This window comes from Natrinema gari JCM 14663, assembly GCF_000337175.1.
Taxonomy (GTDB): Archaea; Halobacteriota; Halobacteria; order Halobacteriales; family Natrialbaceae; genus Natrinema; species Natrinema gari.
Genome location: NZ_AOIJ01000031.1, coordinates 36,967 through 54,812, shown reverse-complemented (window position 1 = coordinate 54,812; position 17,846 = coordinate 36,967). Strand labels below are relative to the sequence as shown.

At 57.8% G+C, this 17,846-nt stretch carries 22 protein-coding genes and 5 pseudogenes; 18 read left to right on the top strand and 9 right to left on the bottom strand.

All coding sequences use genetic code 11. The annotated features are described in order from the left end of the window. Positions 1-41: 41 nt before the first annotated feature. Positions 42-364 (top strand): annotated as a pseudogene (locus C486_RS02220) (hypothetical protein). 152 nt (positions 365-516) lie between these two features. Here C486_RS02220 and C486_RS02215 read toward each other — a convergent pair. After that, entirely contained in the window at positions 517-1,407 is an 891-nt protein-coding gene (locus C486_RS02215) for a DMT family transporter (RefSeq protein WP_008452553.1), read from the bottom strand. A 270-nt stretch (positions 1,408-1,677) separates the two neighbouring features. Here C486_RS02215 and C486_RS02210 point away from each other — a divergent pair, with 270 nt between their 5' ends. From C486_RS02210 to C486_RS02195, 5 genes and pseudogenes are all read left to right on the top strand, one after another. After that, positions 1,678-2,322, top strand: a complete 645-nt coding sequence (locus C486_RS02210) for a DUF6735 family protein (protein WP_008452550.1) — start codon at positions 1,678-1,680, stop codon at positions 2,320-2,322. A gap of 725 nt (positions 2,323-3,047) precedes the next feature. Continuing rightward, positions 3,048-3,542 carry a hypothetical protein gene (locus C486_RS20760; protein ID WP_152419109.1) on the top strand — a complete coding sequence of 165 codons (495 nt, stop codon included), beginning with the start codon at positions 3,048-3,050 and terminating at the stop codon, positions 3,540-3,542. A gap of 70 nt (positions 3,543-3,612) precedes the next feature. Beyond that, positions 3,613-3,846 (top strand): annotated as a pseudogene (locus tag C486_RS02205) (transposase); the annotation flags it as partial. Positions 3,847-3,848: 2 nt separating this feature from the next. Continuing rightward, complete coding sequence (locus tag C486_RS02200; RefSeq protein ID WP_008452547.1) at positions 3,849-4,496, top strand: helix-turn-helix domain-containing protein; 648 nt, start codon at positions 3,849-3,851, stop codon at positions 4,494-4,496. Between the two features lie 58 nt (positions 4,497-4,554). Continuing rightward, positions 4,555-5,871, top strand: coding sequence for a cytochrome P450 (locus tag C486_RS02195; RefSeq protein WP_008452544.1), 1,317 nt, complete (start codon positions 4,555-4,557; stop codon positions 5,869-5,871). Position 5,872: 1 nt separating this feature from the next. Here C486_RS02195 and C486_RS22740 read toward each other — a convergent pair whose 3' ends face one another. Both C486_RS22740 and C486_RS02180 read right to left on the bottom strand, forming a co-directional pair. After that, positions 5,873-6,325, bottom strand: a complete 453-nt coding sequence (locus C486_RS22740) for an HFX_2341 family transcriptional regulator domain-containing protein (protein ID WP_049910049.1) — start codon at positions 6,323-6,325, stop codon at positions 5,873-5,875. A 427-nt stretch (positions 6,326-6,752) separates the two neighbouring features. After that, on the bottom strand, positions 6,753-7,391 hold the full coding sequence (locus C486_RS02180) for a LysE family translocator (RefSeq protein WP_008452539.1): 639 nt from the start codon (positions 7,389-7,391) through the stop codon (positions 6,753-6,755). Between the two features lie 328 nt (positions 7,392-7,719). On the opposite strand from C486_RS02180, the pseudogene C486_RS22640 reads away from it, so the two are divergent. From C486_RS22640 to C486_RS02160, 5 genes and pseudogenes are all read left to right on the top strand, one after another. Further along, positions 7,720-7,941: pseudogene (locus C486_RS22640) on the top strand (AAA family ATPase); the annotation flags it as partial. A 265-nt stretch (positions 7,942-8,206) separates the two neighbouring features. Continuing rightward, positions 8,207-8,446, top strand: a complete 240-nt coding sequence (locus C486_RS02175; protein WP_008452537.1) for a hypothetical protein — start codon at positions 8,207-8,209, stop codon at positions 8,444-8,446. Beyond that, a complete protein-coding gene (locus C486_RS02170) occupies positions 8,447-8,644 on the top strand; it encodes a hypothetical protein (protein ID WP_008452535.1) in 198 nt (65 codons plus the stop codon). Next, complete coding sequence (locus C486_RS02165; RefSeq protein ID WP_008452533.1) at positions 8,644-8,865, top strand: hypothetical protein; 222 nt, start codon at positions 8,644-8,646, stop codon at positions 8,863-8,865. The genes C486_RS02170 and C486_RS02165 overlap by 1 nt, the downstream gene beginning before the upstream one ends. Before the next feature lie 86 nt (positions 8,866-8,951). Further along, positions 8,952-10,013, top strand: a complete 1,062-nt coding sequence (locus C486_RS02160) for a Cdc6/Cdc18 family protein (protein ID WP_008452532.1) — start codon at positions 8,952-8,954, stop codon at positions 10,011-10,013. A 110-nt stretch (positions 10,014-10,123) separates the two neighbouring features. Here C486_RS02160 and C486_RS20750 read toward each other — a convergent pair whose 3' ends face one another. From C486_RS20750 to C486_RS19870, 3 genes and pseudogenes are all read right to left on the bottom strand, one after another. After that, entirely contained in the window at positions 10,124-10,366 is a 243-nt protein-coding gene (locus C486_RS20750; RefSeq protein ID WP_152419107.1) for a hypothetical protein, read from the bottom strand. Continuing rightward, positions 10,363-11,286, bottom strand: a complete 924-nt coding sequence (locus tag C486_RS20745; RefSeq protein WP_152419106.1) for a hypothetical protein — start codon at positions 11,284-11,286, stop codon at positions 10,363-10,365. The genes C486_RS20750 and C486_RS20745 overlap by 4 nt, the downstream gene beginning before the upstream one ends. A 122-nt stretch (positions 11,287-11,408) precedes the next feature. After that, positions 11,409-11,770 (bottom strand): annotated as a pseudogene (locus tag C486_RS19870) (zinc ribbon domain-containing protein); the annotation flags it as partial. Positions 11,771-12,605: 835 nt separating this feature from the next. Here C486_RS19870 and C486_RS22915 point away from each other — a divergent pair. Together C486_RS22915 and C486_RS02150 are read left to right on the top strand one after the other, a co-directional pair. Beyond that, positions 12,606-12,797 (top strand): zinc finger domain-containing protein, encoded by a 192-nt coding sequence (locus C486_RS22915; RefSeq protein ID WP_449289187.1) that lies wholly within the window; start codon positions 12,606-12,608, stop codon positions 12,795-12,797. Positions 12,798-12,925: 128 nt separating this feature from the next. After that, positions 12,926-13,192: a hypothetical protein gene (locus C486_RS02150; protein ID WP_008452527.1), complete on the top strand. Its 267-nt coding sequence runs from the start codon at positions 12,926-12,928 to the stop codon at positions 13,190-13,192. 8 nt (positions 13,193-13,200) lie between these two features. On the opposite strand, the gene C486_RS02145 is transcribed toward C486_RS02150, so the two are convergent. Continuing rightward, positions 13,201-13,524, bottom strand: a complete 324-nt coding sequence (locus C486_RS02145; protein WP_083865984.1) for a hypothetical protein — start codon at positions 13,522-13,524, stop codon at positions 13,201-13,203. Between the two features lie 362 nt (positions 13,525-13,886). Between C486_RS02145 and C486_RS22015 the strand changes: the two genes are divergently transcribed. From C486_RS22015 to C486_RS19865, 5 genes and pseudogenes are all read left to right on the top strand, one after another. Continuing rightward, positions 13,887-14,228 carry a PadR family transcriptional regulator gene (locus tag C486_RS22015; protein ID WP_338042862.1) on the top strand — a complete coding sequence of 114 codons (342 nt, stop codon included), beginning with the start codon at positions 13,887-13,889 and terminating at the stop codon, positions 14,226-14,228. Beyond that, entirely contained in the window at positions 14,225-14,422 is a 198-nt protein-coding gene (locus tag C486_RS02135; protein WP_008452520.1) for a hypothetical protein, read from the top strand. Before C486_RS22015 ends, C486_RS02135 begins: the two co-directional genes overlap by 4 nt. Continuing rightward, complete coding sequence (locus tag C486_RS02130; RefSeq protein WP_049910046.1) at positions 14,415-14,792, top strand: hypothetical protein; 378 nt, start codon at positions 14,415-14,417, stop codon at positions 14,790-14,792. Before C486_RS02135 ends, C486_RS02130 begins: the two co-directional genes overlap by 8 nt. Then, positions 14,789-15,436, top strand: coding sequence for a hypothetical protein (locus tag C486_RS02125; protein WP_152419105.1), 648 nt, complete (start codon positions 14,789-14,791; stop codon positions 15,434-15,436). Before C486_RS02130 ends, C486_RS02125 begins: the two co-directional genes overlap by 4 nt. Positions 15,437-16,416: 980 nt before the next feature. Next, positions 16,417-16,810 (top strand): annotated as a pseudogene (locus C486_RS19865) (IS1595 family transposase); the annotation flags it as partial. Positions 16,811-16,955: 145 nt separating this feature from the next. Here the strand turns inward: C486_RS19865 and C486_RS02115 are convergent. Together C486_RS02115 and C486_RS19860 are read right to left on the bottom strand one after the other, a co-directional pair. Next, complete coding sequence (locus C486_RS02115) at positions 16,956-17,324, bottom strand: type II toxin-antitoxin system VapC family toxin (RefSeq protein ID WP_206536963.1); 369 nt, start codon at positions 17,322-17,324, stop codon at positions 16,956-16,958. Positions 17,325-17,372: 48 nt separating this feature from the next. Beyond that, a complete protein-coding gene (locus tag C486_RS19860) occupies positions 17,373-17,612 on the bottom strand; it encodes an AbrB/MazE/SpoVT family DNA-binding domain-containing protein (RefSeq protein WP_152419104.1) in 240 nt (79 codons plus the stop codon). Positions 17,613-17,846: the final 234 nt, after the last annotated feature.

Sequence of the window (17,846 nt, the reverse complement as noted above, 5' to 3'; positions counted from 1 at the left end):
TCAACCGGCTGGATGACCTCTGTGAGAACTACTGCTTCGGAATGCTCAACTGGGGGGGGGGGGGGGGGGGGGGGGGGGGGGGGGGGGGGGGGGGGGNCCTCTGTGAGAACTACTGCTTCGGAATGCTCAACTGGGGGGGGGGGGGGTGAGCGAGGAGGGGAAATTTTCGATCTGGGGCCATGATGACTTCGAGGTGTACGAGGCGCGTGAAAACGGCCTCCCTGACTACGAGGGTGGCATCGTGACCCACGAGTTCCTCTGGACCCTTGCCGACCACCTCAAAGCTGACGAAGAGTTTGATATTCAGACGGCGGGTGAAGTCCTCCACGCAGACCTCAGTTCCTCCGACCCAATCGACGAGTAGGGTTGTTCGTCTTCCGAGTCGGGTGCGTGGCGATCCAGTCGAAATTGCCCCGTGAAGTGATTTCCCGATGGGACGCCGCACTTGTCAGCTACTCGGACACCCAACGAATGCGTTCAGGAAAACTTCCTCCAGTGATCGGCACCCACGCGCCACTACGTCCAACGCAGCGTCCGCCACTTCGCGGCAACGAACCCTGCCACGATGAACGCGAACCCGCCGACGGTCGCGGGTGTCACTTCCTGCCCAAGCACGAGCCAGCCCGCTAGCGCCGCGAACACAGGAATCACGTACTCAATGAAGCTCATCTCGATAGGGCCGAGATCGTCCAGCAACGTGAAGTAGAGCAAGAAGCCGCCGACGCCGGCGACCGCAGAGAGATACGCAAGTGCGCTGAGCGCGGACAGCGTCCATGTGGCGGCCGCAAACGACTGGCCGGGGAGCACGAGCACAGCGACGTGGAGGACGGCGGCACCGGTAGCCATCATCCACGCCTGCGTCGAGAGGAACGGCATCGACGGTGATCGGCTGTGCGTAACGACCGCGGCGACGGCGAACGCGAGCGCGGACGCCAGCACGAGCGACACACCGAGGACGCTGTCTGTGATATTCGTGGGGTCGGGGTCAGCGATGATGACGACGCCGGCGAACCCGAGCGCAACGCCGAGTGCGGTGGGGACGGTGAACTCTTCATCGGTGGAGACGAGCCGCGTGAGCGCGGGCGTCACCACGGGGACGAGACCCAACAGTACAGCAGCGACACTACCCGTGACGTACCGTTGGCCGGCGAAGAGGAACGCGTGGTGGGCGCCGATGATGAGCGCGCCACCGACCAGCACGTAGACGTAGTCGTCTCGAGTCCGGGGGCGGACATCCGCGCCGGAGGCGAACACGGCAACGAACAGCAGCGCGGCGGCGACGTCGAAGCGCACGGCCGCGAACGGCACCGCAGGGAGATCGGCCAAGCCAACGTCCGTCGCCATGAACGCTGTTCCCCAGACGGCACACAAGAGCAAGAACCGGCCGGCCGTCCCGTAGCGACGCATTCACGAGGAGGTCGCCACCGACGGGGAAATATGCGTCGAACCGCCCTGACTCTCCGGACGGCCGAGTGCGCTTGGCGACGATGTCGAGGTCCTGCCGGGACTGGTATCCGTGTGCGCTGTAGCGCCGCTGTTCGGCCCGCTGGACATCACTGAGAACCTGTATCAATCTCGAATATGGAAATTTCACGGGCAACTACTGTTGGAGTTTTTCGTGCCCCGGGAAGGGTGCGGGGCGATCCAGTCGGAATCGTCCCGTGAGGTGATTAGTTGATGGGACACCGCGCACTCGTTGCGTACGAACGCACAGACGGACAGTACACGCTCCACTATTCGCATTGGGGCGCCCCAAACCTGAAGCTCAAACACCGAATCACGGCTGGGTCGCCGTTCGGTGGCGACGACACCGATTCCAACTGGGCCAAACAGCTGTGTGCCGATCTGGCTGATGGTCCCGATACAGACGCTGTCGAAGGGTACCTCGCCAGCGAGGATCGGCCGTCGACGATCGTCAAGCCGAAACCCCGTGCCACCGGGCTCACCTTCGACGAAATCGTCGCTGACTACCTCGACTATCTCCACCACGAGGCGTTCTACGTGGTGTCGCCGACCTTCGAGGTGACTGCCTATCGGACGCTGTGGTTCGGGCTCCAGTACGATTCCGAGACCGTCGAACAGGAAGCGACGGTCGGGAACGGAGCGCTCGCCACGGTGTGCTGGTACGATGGCGAGCCGGTCGGCGACGGCCACCTGCAGGGACAGTTCCGGGCACTGAAAGATGTCGTCAGCGATATGGTCGACAAGGGTGTGTTCACCCAGTCGACGGTTCGTCAGTACCTCCAGCAGAAGTTCGGTGAGTGGATCAGGAAGCGCCAGGAGTTACTCATTTCCAACCCAGAAGTACCCCGTTCGTCCTGATTAGTCACAGTTTGTTTGCAGCGTCACCGGATTCCCTGACGTGTAAAGCAGACCACGGCTGACAGGAACACATCCCGCTGCAGATGTCTCAGACGTAGCCCACAGTTCGCTACCGTCCTCAATACTCAGACCCACAATCTGGTCGGTCGTTGGAACGATGACCGACTCCCCAACGACCAATGGCGAGCCTGAAACATCGTCGCATTCATCCCGCTGCTCGTATTCGCCCTAACCCGATCACTTCACCGCTGACGCTATCGATATAGTCACTACTCGGAGGATAGTCGCAGATTTGTTCAGTGAGAGCTATGAAACGGATTTTGAAGAATTCTTCTATGGTCGAGAGACGAGGTCCCTTATTAAAAACAGCATATAGGTTGGCAAAGCCGTGCTGAACACACAACACACATTCACCGTCGGGTCAACTCACCAGGAGAGTGAATGTCGAAGACCAAATCATCCTCTCCGGCTGGGTAGTAATGAATATGACCTTTATCTGTTATTTGGGAGTTGTTTCTATAGGCAGTGTAACGAACGAGATACCGTTGATCGGTAACGACATCTTCGCGCTCTGCCTGATGATTCCCAAGAATGATTGGTAAGTGAGTTATCTTAGAATCTAATCTAAGGACCATATCTAAGATACATGGCCGAGGCCTGTATACAAACAAGCATTGTCGGTACTACTTTATCGAATAGATAAATAGAGACGAATATGCCGGTTGATGTTAATTCTGACACGTGGGAAAAATGCAGAGCTCAACGATCCGGTGGTGGCTGAGATAAATAATCTGTTCAGAAATAACAAGGAGAAAGCCTTCAATATTTGCGAAATTGAGGAACATCTTCTGGAGGAGCATTCGGATGTGTTCCCCGCCGATCTTACTGGTACTGACGCTATCGAAGGTGCAAAAGCTGCTCGCCAGTCGATTGTTGCGGACAGACTTTTCGATCGGTATTGGAATTCAGAGTATACGTATCGGTATGTATCATCCGCGGATGATGCAGACGCAGGTCTCTATTTCACAAGAGATGGGCCCAGAATCAGCCCTGTTGCAGAAATTGATCAAGTGACCGATCCTGACCCAGATTCTGTATACGGAGTACTCGAGGGGCGATTTAAAGAAATAGAGAATAATGTCGATGATGAAGTGTCTAATTTGGAGGATCGAATTTCCCGGTTAGAGTATCGTATACAGGAAGAGTTGGGGATGTACTGAACAGACTTCGAGAAAGAGTTAGTCAGAAAGGTCGCGTTCCTCGAGAACGTCGACGACGTCCTCGTATTAGTACTACTACGGCTTCGCCTGTACGATCGTCTCAACCGGCGCTAAAATCCCGATAGCGATGGAGTTCACACAGGCCAAGCAAGCATCCCAACAGACGGCGATGAGCGTCACCCGTGACGCGCTCGCCGTCGAAACACCGACCTGGCTGCTTGGGGATAGCGCCTACGACATCCTTGACTGGCACGACTGGCTCGAAACCGGCGACAGTGTATTGGGGTGGCCGATTCAACCACAGGTATGCGGTACCTGACGCTCACCTTTCCACGGACGCCAACGTCGGAGACCGGTAACGCGCTGATTCCCGGGCTGGATGTGGACCGCGGCACGCTATGCAACATGAACTACCTCCACGACGGGACGCTCGTTCAGCTCTGTCGGCTGGAGGCGTCCCGTGACAGCGTCGTCGCCGACCTCGAATCGTGGGCTGACGCCATCTCCTACGATGTCTTCGACACCGAGAACGGGGATCTGTACGTTTTCATGCATTCGCACCCGACATCGGAACTGGCCGAGTTACTGCGGATTGTCGAACGTCATCGGCTGCTCGTCGATCTACCGATCGAACTTGGAGCCGAGAGCGTGACGGTCCGCATCGCAGGTGCGTCTGCGGCGCTTCACGACGCGATGGACGACCTCCCCACCGACACCGCGGCCGACGTCCGTATCGAGCAGTTGGGCACATACAACCCGGAGATCGACGCCGCTCGATCCGCCCTGACCGACCGCCAGCGAACTGTCCTTGACGCTGCCATCGACGTGGGATATTACGCGACGCCACGCACCGCCACCATCGAGGATGTCGCAGCCGCCGCGGAATGCGCCGAGAGCACCGCATCGGAGCATCTCCGTAAGATCGAGGCCCGGCTGCTGCCACGTCTGTCTTAAATGACCAGTTTTCGCCCGCAGTAGGTCGATTGGCCGTGGGCACGTCTCTTTATATACAATGGCAACGACGAATCACACCGACACACCGCCCGGACCGACCGGCTACCCACTTGTAGGCAACACTCTCCAATTCGCTGACGACCGACTCGGATTCGTCACCGACACCGCGACCGAGTACGGGCCGGTGGCGTCCTTCAATGTCGCCGGTACGACAATCTATCAGGTGAGCGACCCCGAACTCGTCGAACAGGTACTCGTCCAGAATAACCAGTCCTACATCAAGGGCGACCTCTTTCAGGAGGCACTCGGCGACGCGCTCGGCGAGGGTCTGCTCACGAGCGAGGGGTCTGCGTGGCGCGAGGAGCGCCACCGGATGCAACCTGCCTTCCATCCGAAGATGCTCGAACAGTACTCCCAGCAGATGACCGACGGCGTCGTGCGCCTGCTCGACTCGTGGGCCGACGGCGACACGCGTGACATCCACGAGGACATGATGCACCTCACCGTCGAAATCGCCGCCCAGACGCTCTTCGATGTCGACGTTTCCGACGAGCAAGGCGACGTCAGCGACGCGCTCGAAGCTGTGATGGATTACGCCGAACGCCAGTACCATCCACCTAGTTGGCTCCCGACGCCGGAGAACCGCCGGTATCAGGCCGCCATTCAGACGCTCGAGGATGTTGCCGACCGCATCGTCGAGAAACACGACGAGGGTGACGGCAACGATATCGTTTCGATCCTCCTCGCGGCACAGGGCGAGGACATCACACGCGAACGCGTTCGTGATGAAATCATCACCATCCTGCTCGCCGGCCACGAGACGACGGCACTGACGCTAACCCACACACTGCACGCCCTAGGCCGCAATCCCGAGCAACGCGCCCAGTTGCAGGCTGAACTCGACGATGTCCTCGACGGCCGGACTCCGACGATGGCCGACCTCGACGACCTCCCCTACACCGAACAGGCCATCCAAGAAGGCATGCGTCTCTATCCACCCGTCTGGGAACTAGTCCGGGAAGCCACCGAACCTGACAACCTGGGTGGCTACGAGATCCCGGCCGGAACGACCGTCACGATGCACCCTTGGGTGATCCACCACGACGACCGCATTTACGACGACCCCACGACCTTCCGCCCCGAACGCTGGACCGACGAGTTCGAGAGTTCGCTTCCGAAGTTCGGCTACTTCCCCTTCGGCGGCGGCCCACGCCGCTGTATCGGCGACCGCTTCGCCATGCTCGAAGCTCGCCTCGTCCTGGCGACCATCGCGCAGGAGTGGACCGTCGATCCCCACGACGACCTCTCCTTTGCCCCCTCGATCACCCTCCGCCCCGACGACCCCGTCGAGATGACCGTCCGCCGTCTTGACTGACTCACTCGCTCACTGAAGGGCTTGGCGTTAGAGAAGGAGGCCACGGGGAGTTCGATGCGTGACTGCCGTCGATCTCTGTCGTGCCGATGGTGGTGCCGCGCTCGTCGAACTCGTCCAGCAAGTCTCCAGCGGCGGTCAGGTGCTCGCGGTCGCGCAGCTGGTCACGCTCGTCCGTGACCGATTCGAGTCGGTCCTCGAGGTCGCGGATCCGTTCGTTCTTCGCCTCGATCTGGGCAGCGAATTCTTCGGGGACCGCATCGCCGGCGTCGGCTCCGTTCTGTAGCGCGGCCGCCATCTGCTGGGCGGCGTCCGCGATGTTCTGCTGGTTCTCGAGCTCCGCTTCGAGTTCCCGATCGCGATCGATCGAGTCGGGGACCAGATGCCCGGGGTGCGGAGTCTGGGCCCACTCGTCGTCCTCGAGATTGTCGCGGGAGAGAAGGTCGTCAGAGATCATCGTCTGGATCACAGTCCGAGTCGAGTATCGGCCAGCCGGTGGCCCGCCGCGGAAGATCTCGTTCCGGCCACGCGCCGACGGCAAGTGGCTTCGGATGACCCTCGAGTGGAACGGTTGTCAGTGGCGCGAAACTGGGTGTGAGCCCGTCGAAGACATCGACCTTGAGTGTGCGGACGGTGTCGCGATTAGCGGTGATTTCTTCTTGTTTCCACAGCTGTTGAGGGAGTCACAGAACTATTCTCAGAAGGATATTTTCACCCTTATCCCTGAGTACCAACCGGTGCATCGATGTGCTTATTGACTGCCCGCAATTCTACCAATTCTGATGGATGTTGTTCACAGCATGCTGAATACAGAGCGCGAATGTTCCTCGGGATTCGGCTCGGTCTGTGAAAGTGGTGATTGTTCAGTACAGTGGTCTCTGTTCTCAGGTGGTAGGGCGTTTTTCGAGAGCGAGTTTCAGGCCGAACCCTAAGAGCACGCTGCCGCTGCCATATTGGATTGCGCGCTGGGTGAGATCTGAGTCAACCAGCAGTGAGCGGACGCGGTCGGCTAAGAGCGCGACACCGGCAAAATACACAATGCTCACTACGGCATAAGCGACGCCGAGAATCGACATGAGGACGGTGGCGTTTGCCGATGATGGGATGAACTGCGGGAAGAACGCCAGCACGAACATCGCAACCTTCGGATTCGAGATATTGATGGCAGCTGCTTCCTTGTACGACTCGACGTACGAGCGGTCGTCTCCACCGAGCGTCGTCTCAATATCGAATTCTTCGTCGTTGCGGAGGGTTTGCACCCCGAGGTACACTAAATATGCGGCGCCGATGTATTTTACAAGTTGATACGCAGTGGCGCTCGTCCGAAGGAGTGTGGCGAGCCCAAGGACAGCAGCAGCAGTATGGACAAGTATCCCAGTGGCGGTACCGAGCGCTGCAAACATCCCAGCGGTCGAGCCCTCACGCAGACTCTCCGTCAGATTATAGACGGTATCTGGCCCGGGCGTAATCACAATGAGGACGGCTGCCGGAATGAACGCCAACAAAATACCGAGATCCACCATGAACACAAATTCTCTCGTGAGTTACTAAAATCAGTCGGTGGCGGCGACGTTTCGTGCTGTTCGCACATCTGCGGAACGGCTAATTCACTGTTCACTAATTCGACATGAATCAAACGAAGTCGTCGTGCTGAACTCATTCTCTGTATTCAGCACGCTGTTTCTGCCACCACTCGGAGAGGTAAATAGTCGCTCCGGCAACGCCTTCGCCTATACTTGTCATTCGTCGAGTAGTTGCAGAGAGGTGGTGTGCGAACGTACTATGTTTCCCCCAACTGTTCCGAAACGCCGCCCACCACGGCTTTTATGATGGTTATCAAAACAGTCAGTTATGATTGAATCTCGGTGGGTCTTCGACGACGCGTACGAAACCAAGATTTTCCACCGACACACCGAACTACAGTCGCTCTCACGACTTCTCGGACCGACACAGCACGGGCTGGGTGCGAAAGACATCCTGATCCACGGGCCCAGCGGCGTCGGAAAGACTGCGTCGGCGCGGTGGATGCTCCACAACCTCCGGCAGCGGTACGCCCTCAATTCGTCGACGATCGATTCAAACGCACTCCTTGCGCGTGGGCGAGAGGTCGCCCGGGTAGGATTTACCTCGTCGTCTCTGAGAGTGGTACGGAGTACCTCGTCGACGCGCACCTTGAGGCCTGCGAGTGCCCCGACTACGAGTACCGCGACCGGCGCTGCAAGCACATCCGACGAGTGGCCTTCGCTACCGGCGCGGACTCTGTCCCGGCACCGCTCGAACCCGATGACGTCGCCGACGAGCTCGGAGAGCATGTTTCCGGTGAACCACGGTGGTCGCGATGAGCGTCCAGACGGCCGACCCCGAGGGCGCTGCCGAGGCCGCTCCCTCGCACCCAACCGTCCACGATGTCCACTTGGTCGACCGGCGCGCCATCGGCGGCCAGCGCGCACTCGAGATCATCCTCGGGGCGCAGGTCGATCGCGTCCCGCCGGGCGTCCTCCGGATCCTTGTCGACCACGACTGCGGTGTCGGAACTGTCCAATCTCAGGGGCTGTTCCTCGTTCTGGAGGTGCGGTAGATGTCGGTGCTTCGCGGCGTCGCTGCGGCGGTCATTGAGTGGCTCCCGCTCGTACGGCTGGCCGATGTGACCGACGACGGTGAGAACGAGATCGTCGTCGGGCCGAAGCCGAGCAGTACGCTCGCGACGGTCCTACGTCACGCCGGCGATCGGTCGGTCCAGTTCGGGCCGGTCGTCCTGACGATGGGGGCCGAATGATGAATCAGGACGCACTCGCCCCGGAGACGGAGTACCGGGTCGTCCGCAGCGACACGCCGGTCGACGTCGACGGCTTCAAGATCGGCGAACCGACCGGCGAGATCATGTGCGAGGCCTGTCACCGGCGGGCGAAAAACATCGACGAGATCCCGCACGCCCAGGACTGCCCGCAGCGCTGGACTCGTACGGACTTCTGGCGCGAACGGTTCCTGATCAGGTAGACGGTCCTAATACGACCGCTGTTTTCGCAGGTGAAGATTCGGAATTGCAAGTAGTATTTTTAACCGACGTGATAGAGGTTGTGTGTATGTTTGCTGATCCGAGGGTCTTCGACGACAACTTCGACAAGGTCGAACTCCTGTATCGTGAGGGGGAGATGCAGGACCTTTTTCAGCAGCTCACTGGGGCTACGAGTTCGGATGGGATCCTCATCACGGGCTCGAGCGGGGTTGGAAAATCACTGTTCGCGAGCAAGGCACTCGATCGCTACCAGACGCGGTTCGGTGCCGACCGCGTCCACATCAAGGCACTCGGCAAGACGGGTCCCGGGATCCTTCGGGCAACTCTGGAGGGGCTTCCTAACGGGCCCGCCGGCGTTGCCAAGTCGACTCCGACAGACAAAGTCCGGCGACAACTGCGGGAGGCGATCGATCGCAAGACCGTCGTCGTCCTAGACGAGGGCGATGACCTTCCGGCGACGAACGCGGTCGGCGAGTTGCTCGCCCTTGAGGACGTAACGGCCATCGTGATCGCGCACGAGAAACAGAAGTGGCTCTCACGACTGAATGTCGACAACGGCCACTCGTTCGACCGCAACCATATCGCGCTCGAGCGCTACCGTGTTCCTGAACTCGCGGACATCCTCGAGCGTCGAGCACGGCAGGGGTTCCACACTGGAGAGGTAGTCACATCTGAGCAACTCCGCTGGCTCGCGGACGCGGTCGCCGGCGTCGCCCGCGATGGGATCCAGCGGCTATGGGGAGCGGCTCATGTTGCTCGAGAACAGGGCCATCTGCGGATCCACGATGAGGATATCGAGGCCGGCAAAGAGCGAGCGGAGCATCGAATCCGGAAGCTGAACCTACAGTCGCTGCCGTTTCACCACCAGGTGCTGTACGCGATTATCCACGAGGCTGGCGAAATCTCCGGTGAGGCGCTGCATGATCGCTACGATACCATCGCTGAAGAGGTCTACCACGGTGTTGCCCCGACATCGATCGGCAAACGGGCCCGACGAGGAAAGTTCAAAAAGCTCGAAGAATACAACCTCATCGGATATGAGGGGCCAACTCGCGACCGAACCTACCGCGTGATCGACGGAGACGTCGAACCGCAACTCGAGTTACCAGTAGCGGCCACTCAGTCTTGACATCCTCCCCGCTCTAAAGGGCGGGGCTTTCTCCTTGCATCTCCATAATTGGGTTTAGTACTCTTACGACTAGACATGAATAATAGTGGCATTAATGTTATTATATTGAGTTATAAGGTGTAGAGGTAAGCCGTATTCTGGTTTTTATCAGCAACGATTACTGTGTTGTCCGCTATTGCAACACTGCTACCAAAACTAGTGCTTGATTCAGATCCTGTATAGTAGGTTCCCTCTCTCTCATCATCTGTTGGATCGGCAATGTGATAGAATCCTCCACTAGATTCATAGTGTGGATCACCAATAATAGCCCCCTGCGAACCGAGATCAACGGACCATCCGAAACTGTTGCTCATCTCGTCATTCGTGACAGAATAGCGCTGGTTTTGTTCCCATCCACCATCCTCTTTTGAGAAGCACCACACGGTTTTATTATAGGGGCCCCAACTATTATTATATTATTGTGAACTGCAACAGAAGTCCCAAAACTATCTTGTTCAGCATCACTGGTGATTTCAGATTGGAGTTTCCAACTATCATTCAAATATTCACAGATGTATGCTTTCCCAGTATTTACCCTCCCACCTTTAGGAGTCTCTCCGATGACTATCGTTCCGTGATCAATTGCAACGGATCGGATTGATCGGTCATTGCCAGTTCTCCCATCTACAGAGATGGACTCTTGCTGTTTCCACTCACCACTCTGACGCTCGTATATAATCCCAATAGATTGATCAGAAGCACTTCCAAGAACAGCAGTTGAGTCGGCTGTTGCGAGAGGTCCAGTATATGTCGAGGGGGAGATGGTTGATGTCTGCTGCCATCCGTTTTCCTCCCATTCAATGACTGTTATCGGAACCATTTCCTTTGAGTCATCTCGTATGAGGACAGTCCCTTCGCTTCCTGCTACTCTGGCGCCATAGTCATCTGGACCTTCCTCTGGCACGACAAGTTTAGCTGTTTGGTTCCATTCTCCGTCACCATTCTGAAAGCCATACACTGCACCTGATTTAGATTCTGCTGCTGTCTCTGCCTCTGGGGCACCAACGAATACTGTCTGGTTTGCTGCAGCAACTGCCGTTCCAAACGAATTAGTATCGTCTTCGTCTATAATCAACACTGCATCAGGTGACTGAGTGCCTTCGATTTCTGTAAATGGAGAAGGATCGAATTGACTCGATGTCTCTTCCTTTTCATTCGGTAGCAGGCCGCTACAACCACTGATGCCGATGATCCCACCACTAAGGCACCAAGCCAGGATGTTTCTTCGGTCCACACTATTTGTATTATATCTATATTTTCTAATAACTTTTCATTACTTCTATTATTAGTACGGTTAAACAACCACTTGACATCTTCCCCCGATCTAAAGGGCGAGGATTCCCGAGCGTTGGGATATTAAGGTTCGCAACCCATCTGTTCCCTCGGGTGGAACGATCCCGAAGTTTGGTTGAACAGGTAGGCTACTGGCCGTGCCAAACGACCGTTACTCATATCCTCTGTAGGAGGATTATCTTCCTACGAATATTCACCGCACCATTCACGTCCGCGTTCATTGTCGCCCCGCACGACTCGCAGACATACAAGCCACGCTCCACGCGGTTCGCCTCGCGCTTCCGCCCACAACACGAACACGTCTTTGACGTGTCTCGCTCGCTCTTTCGGTCTACGAGGATGCCGTGTTCCTCCGCCTTGTATTCAAGCAACGTGGTGAACCGGTCGAACTCCCAGCCGTGGAGTTTCTTGTTCCCACTTCGACCCAGTCGGGTCCTCCTATCCTAAGGCGAACGCTGCCGATGCTCAACCTGACTGGATTACCGATCTCGAAGCGGCCCACAAGTCAATTGAGAACGCGTTTGTTCGTGTCCGTGGACCGCTGCTATTCCCGCGGATTGAACTCAAAGTTCGAAACCAGGTGAGCGACGAGACGGGCTGGTATCGGATTGAACTCTCCGGTGGAGCATGGGGGCACGTCTACAAGCATCCGCCGGCCGGCGTCATCGCCGCCCAAGAGTTCCTCGAAATCACCGTTGACACTAACGCGTTTGAGTCGTGGTGGCAATGGACTCTATTATAAAGTTATGCAATGTATGCAAATATACCAATACCTATCCAGAGTGGACCCACAAAGTAACGATTCCGTTTGATTGCCCATTCTGACGGTTGTGGGTCTGCAGCTGTCCTAATCCGCATTCTTTCCATAAATTCTGGATATATAATAAACAGGATACTAATACCAATAGAACCAATACTCAGTACAGATCTGGCAGTCCCAGGCATAAACTCTATTTATTATTTTTATATAATTCTTCTCACTTGAATATACTGGTTGGTTAGTACCGACGGTGATTGATAATTGCGTGTAATTGCGGCGAACAGATACTTGAGGACGCGGATGAACGCCCGCATCCGACGCTTGGCCAGTACATCAATATCAACGGGAATACGCCTAACCCGTCGTAGTGGCTTTGGCTTGAAGATACTGCGGAAGGGTAGTTTGCTGTAGATTCGTGGGAACCGCCGGAAGGATACACCGGGACTCGAACACAACGCCGTGAGCGCGTTCGTGAGCGCGCAAGGAAGTTCGCCAATGAGGTGCCGGGCAACGACGATCAACCAGACCACGCCGCTGCTCGCACGGTTCCTTGCCCATCTTGCGGAGCCAACCCCGAGAGGAAATGCAAACGGCCCGGAGGACACCGCGTTCGAAAGTGCCATGCCGCTAGGGTAGAACGCGCCGAAGACCCAGAAGACGAGCAGACGGAGTTGACATCCTCCCCGCGTTGAAGGGGAGGTTTTAGCCTTGCAATTTCCATAAATGATGTGGTCGGTCACAACATGGCCTTCAGGATGGTGCGATTATTCGGAATTCTAAGTCGATTTAAAGGGGACAGCACCCCTCACCAGCAGTTGCCATGTCGACGACAGGAGACCGGCAGACGATCGACATCGACCTCGCGGAGGACCTCGGGAAAGAGGCCCCGCCCGAAGAGCCCATACGAGCCACGGTAGAGATCGCCTACGGCTCCGATGGCGGCCGACCGATCTCGATCAGCTACGGGGAAGAGGAGTGGCTCCTCGAGTTCAACGACGAGGGCAAATGCGTCGATCGCGATCCGCCGGCGCGGCCACTTCCCAACTGGATGACCGACGCGATGGAACTGGTTCGGGGTGAGTTATAGTGCGAGGTTCACTCGTCGACCATCGTATCGTCGACCTCTTCAAGTTCGCTTACGTCGAGATCGCCCTCCAGATAGGCCTCGCCAAGATCAGTGAGACGGTAGAGACCCCGATCAAGGCGTTCAAGCAGCCCGTACTTCGCCAGCTCGCGGCAGCGATCGCCAGCGTAGTCGCGACTGATATCGATCCGAGGGATATCCCCGTCACGGGAGAGGGCGCGGGGCGTCATGTTCCCCTCGTCGTGCATCAACTCAAGGATACGGTCATCGGCTGGCGACCGCATCCACTCCGCCGGCTGGCGCATCTCCCGCGTAACTGGGTAAACAGCACTCATATGTACACCGATATACTGACTGATTCACGCCACTGGCCGATAAGTGTCCGGTCAGTAGCTGGTATAGATCCCGTTACTACGTGGAAAAGTATTAGGCGGACCAACCATTCACTGTAACTGGGAAGTCGGTCTCGCAAGAACCTTCAGCGGTTCGGGGTGCTGGAACACCCCGAGATCGACTTCCGAACCCTTCCAGAGGGATTTCGAAAGTCATGTCGAACGAGAACTCCGGGGTTAAAAACGATTACCCCACTGATAGACGAATCACCGGCCGTTCCGACGGCCAGAAGACCACAGCCGACGCTGCCGAAGACTCGAGCCCTGAACGCTCCACCGACAGCCGTCCTCCGTCCGGCAAGAAGATCGCACTCCCCGACGGCGGGCGTGTCTCGCTCTCGAAAGCAGACACCCATCAGCTCCGCCGCGAACTGACGAAGTTCCAGACCCGAATCCTCGAGATCCTCGCCGAGGACAGTCGCTACGGACTTGCGATCAAGAGCGAACTCGAAGACTACTACGGGGTCGATGTCAACCACGGCCGCCTCTACCCGAACCTCGACGAACTCTGCGATCTCGAGTTGGTCGAGAAAAGCGAACTCGACAAGCGGACGAACAACTACGCGATCACCGAGACAGCACGGGCGTTCCTCGAAGACGATCTCGGGTGGCAAGACGAGCGGATCAACGGAGGCGATTCGCGATGACGCCCTCGATCGATCTCGAGTCGATCAACGTCACCCTCGAGGAGTCGCTGACGCGTGAGGGCGACGAAGAGGTTGTTCGGTGGACCGCGACGGCCGACGGCGTCGACGTGACGCTCGGCTCCGACACGCCAGCCGGAGCGCTGCGCGCTCTCGCGGATGAACTCGAGGCCGACAGAGGTGGTCGCGATGTCTGAGGTCTGCCCCGTCTGCGGCGAGGATCCAGATGCGGGGTACCGCTGCCAGAACTGCGGGAAAGACCTCGTCGGGAGAGAGACCGAAACCGAGGCCGAAGAAAGCAAGGACCTCATGGCCGACGGCGGCCAGCTCGAGACGACCGACGAGATCGTCCTCAAGCAGGTTGACGACCTCGACGACGAGGGCAAGCACGGAGCGCCGATCGGCGACGTCGTCGACGAAGTCCTCGAGGAGAGTGAGGTCTCGTTCAGTGTGGTGTTCGAGACCATCGACTGGATGCACGCCTACGGCGAGATCTACTGCCCCGCCCGTGGCTACCTTCGGGAGACGCCGGAGACTGTTCACGAGAACGGGGGTGACGGGGCGTGACAACTGTCGAAGAATGCTGGCAGGAGCGACTCGCCGAGACCCGCATGGAGATCGGTCGCGGCCTCGAGCCCGATCGGCTCGCCGAGCGGTACGACGCCAAGACGGAAGCGGAGATCCAGGAGCTGACGAACCAAGCGGTCAAGGAGGCCATCCGAGCCGACGGGTCGATGGTCACGCTTGACGACCTGGACAAGGCAGCCGAGAAGCTCGAGGACGCCGGCGACTACGAGGTTGCGACCGACGGCGGTACCGTCGAGGACGGCACTGAACAGTGGGACAGCTGTCCCGCTCGTACCGTTGACAGCCTCACGGGGATGCTCGGCTGGAATAGCGTCGCCGTCTTCGAGGCAGGCGAATACCACGACGGCGATCGTCTCACGGTCAACAAGGCGACCGTCTTCGTGATGCTCACTGACCCGTGGCCAGAGTACTCAACGGTCGTGTTCCTCGACGGCGAGTTCCACCACGAAGGGAACTTGCTGTCGGGAGAGTACGAGGGCGTCTTCGAGACCCACCTCAACGACTACGGCAAGGCCGAGATCGTCCCGCTGTCCGAGGTCAGTTTCCTACAGCGCGACGAGGGTGGAATCCCCTGCTACGTCGACGCGGAGGCTACCACTGGAACGGAAGGGGGTAACCGATGACCGCCGATGCCGATGGCCTGCGGCGTCTCGCCGACGTCATCGACGCGCTCGGCGAAACCGCGATCGAGCCCGACAGCGCACAACTGCTCGAGGTCAGCAAAGAGCAGATCCGCGGACAGGTGACGATGACCGTTCCCGTCGACGGCGACCTCTCGCTCACCGACACCGACGACGTTCAGGAGGGCGAACCCAAGACGACCGACGATCCAGGCTGCGATCGGACCGGCGGGGAAGACGAAGAAGACGGGAAAGACGAGGACATCGACGAGACGGACGAGGACCTGCTGGATCACACGTCGACCGAAGATCTCCAGCTCGCGTACGACGAGGCGGATGGCAACATCAGTGCCGCGGCCGACCGATTCGAGGTTGGCTACGGTGCTGTCTACCGCCGAATGGTCAAACACGGCGTCCACGAAACGGAGAACGGCGAAGACGGAAGCGACGAGAACGGTACCTCCACCGAGGACGACACACCCACCAGTGATGTCGACTCTGAGTCAGAGGCAGAGCAAGACGTCGCCCTCGAGGAGGACGCCGCGGACGAAGACGCTGGCGACGCCGGCGACGATGTCCAGAAAGAGACCGATGGTGACACTGACCGCGTCTGGTGTGGCTGGTGTGGCCGGAAGTACGTCGACGAAGCAGCCGTTCGTGATCACTGCGAGAGTGACCACAACAGGGAGCCGGCGGTCCTCGAGGCCGAGGCCGATCTCGAGTGCGACGGGTGCGGGCGGCTGTTCTACCGCCGGACGAAACTGTCCGAGCACCAGAACTCGACTGCATGCGGAGCGGTGCTTCCCGATGACATCGACGAGGAGGACCTCGAGACGATCGTCGAGAACTCCGATTCGCTGTTCGAGGTCGAGCGCGAACTCCGTACGCTGAATCGGTCGCAGGTACGCTATCTGCTCGAGGAGCGTGATCTCCTGACCGAACTGGCAGTCGAGTCTGGGTCACCAAAACAGGCGGCCGAGTCGATCGGCGATTGCAGCACCGGCAATCAGCACCAGATCCCTGCGAAATCAGCCGACAAATTGACGGTCACAGTGGCTCCTTCTCAAAACGCGAGAAGGAGCCACTGTGACCGTCTACACTGACGGATTTCGTGCCTACGACCCACTCGACGAGAACGACGAAGTCGACCGCGAATATGTGGACGATGACGCTCACGTCAATACCTGCGAGAGCCACGAATCGCCGCTGCGACCGTGGCTCTCACCTCATCGAGGCATTTCAGAAGATAAGCTCACACAGTATCTCCGAGCGTTCCAACTTCGACGAAAGCTACTGCGGAAACCAGAGAGAGAAGCGCTTAAACACGCTATCAAAGCGACGCCGCGAACTCAACAAAGTGCTACACAAGAGCGTTGAACGTTAGTATAGAGTCGCCCAAGCTGTGGTGGTAATTGTCCTCGAACTCGAGAGAGACCTCGTGGCCTGCACGTCGTCGGTGACGTTCCTGCAGTAGGTGATCTCATGGATCCTACTATAGATCACGCTCACAAGAGACCGATCACTACCGCGGATCGATGGCAGAATTGATCCGCGTCACGCCCTCCATCGAGTCAAAATCGTCGTCAAACGAATAGAGATACTCGATACCCGTCCGCTGCATGTACGCTACAATCGTTGCATCGATGAATGACAGATACGAATAGCGGCGAAAGAGTGCCTGAGTCGAATTGAAGTCCGTTTTCGGTGTGTGTTGTAGCTGGAAGTGACTTCCTTTGATCAGCAGGTCCATCGTCTGCGTCGCTTTCTGATGATTCCCCTTATTGAGAATCAGATTCAGGGTTTCGGCGAGGACGTGGTCTGTGATGTGGAAGTTCGGTAACTGTCCGTGGTCGACTTTGGATAATCTCTCGAGCCTGTTCATGATACTCATCATGTTCGCTCCGATGTGCGAATAGAACGCTGGTATCGACGACTGCTGTCATTCGCTTCCGAATTCCTCTTTGATGTCTACTGCGTTTGTCTCACCCATATCGATGGGTTCGACGCTATCGAATACTCCCTCCTGCTGGTGTACAACCCCGATTCGGAGATCTCCATCGCCATCGAGATGCCAGCGGAGTTTGTCACCCCCTTCAATTCCGAGTTGGTTACGAACAGACGAGGGAACTGTGACACCACCTCGAGAGCTAACCTTCGTTTCTTCAACTTCTGGGGTCATATGGGATGGTTCGTACTGTACCATAATAAATCACATGTAGGTGAACATGAGTGTAGGCGTCGACGGGAGTCAGAATGAACGAACCGGTCGGGACGTGATACGCAATCTGCATCGGCGACCCCTGCTCAAGACTCTGATTATCGCTGAATGGGGTCGGCAACAGGCCGTACTTACTCCCTCCCGACTCCTGAACGCTCCCCAACCGTTTCAATTCCGTGCTGGGTTTCTACCGCG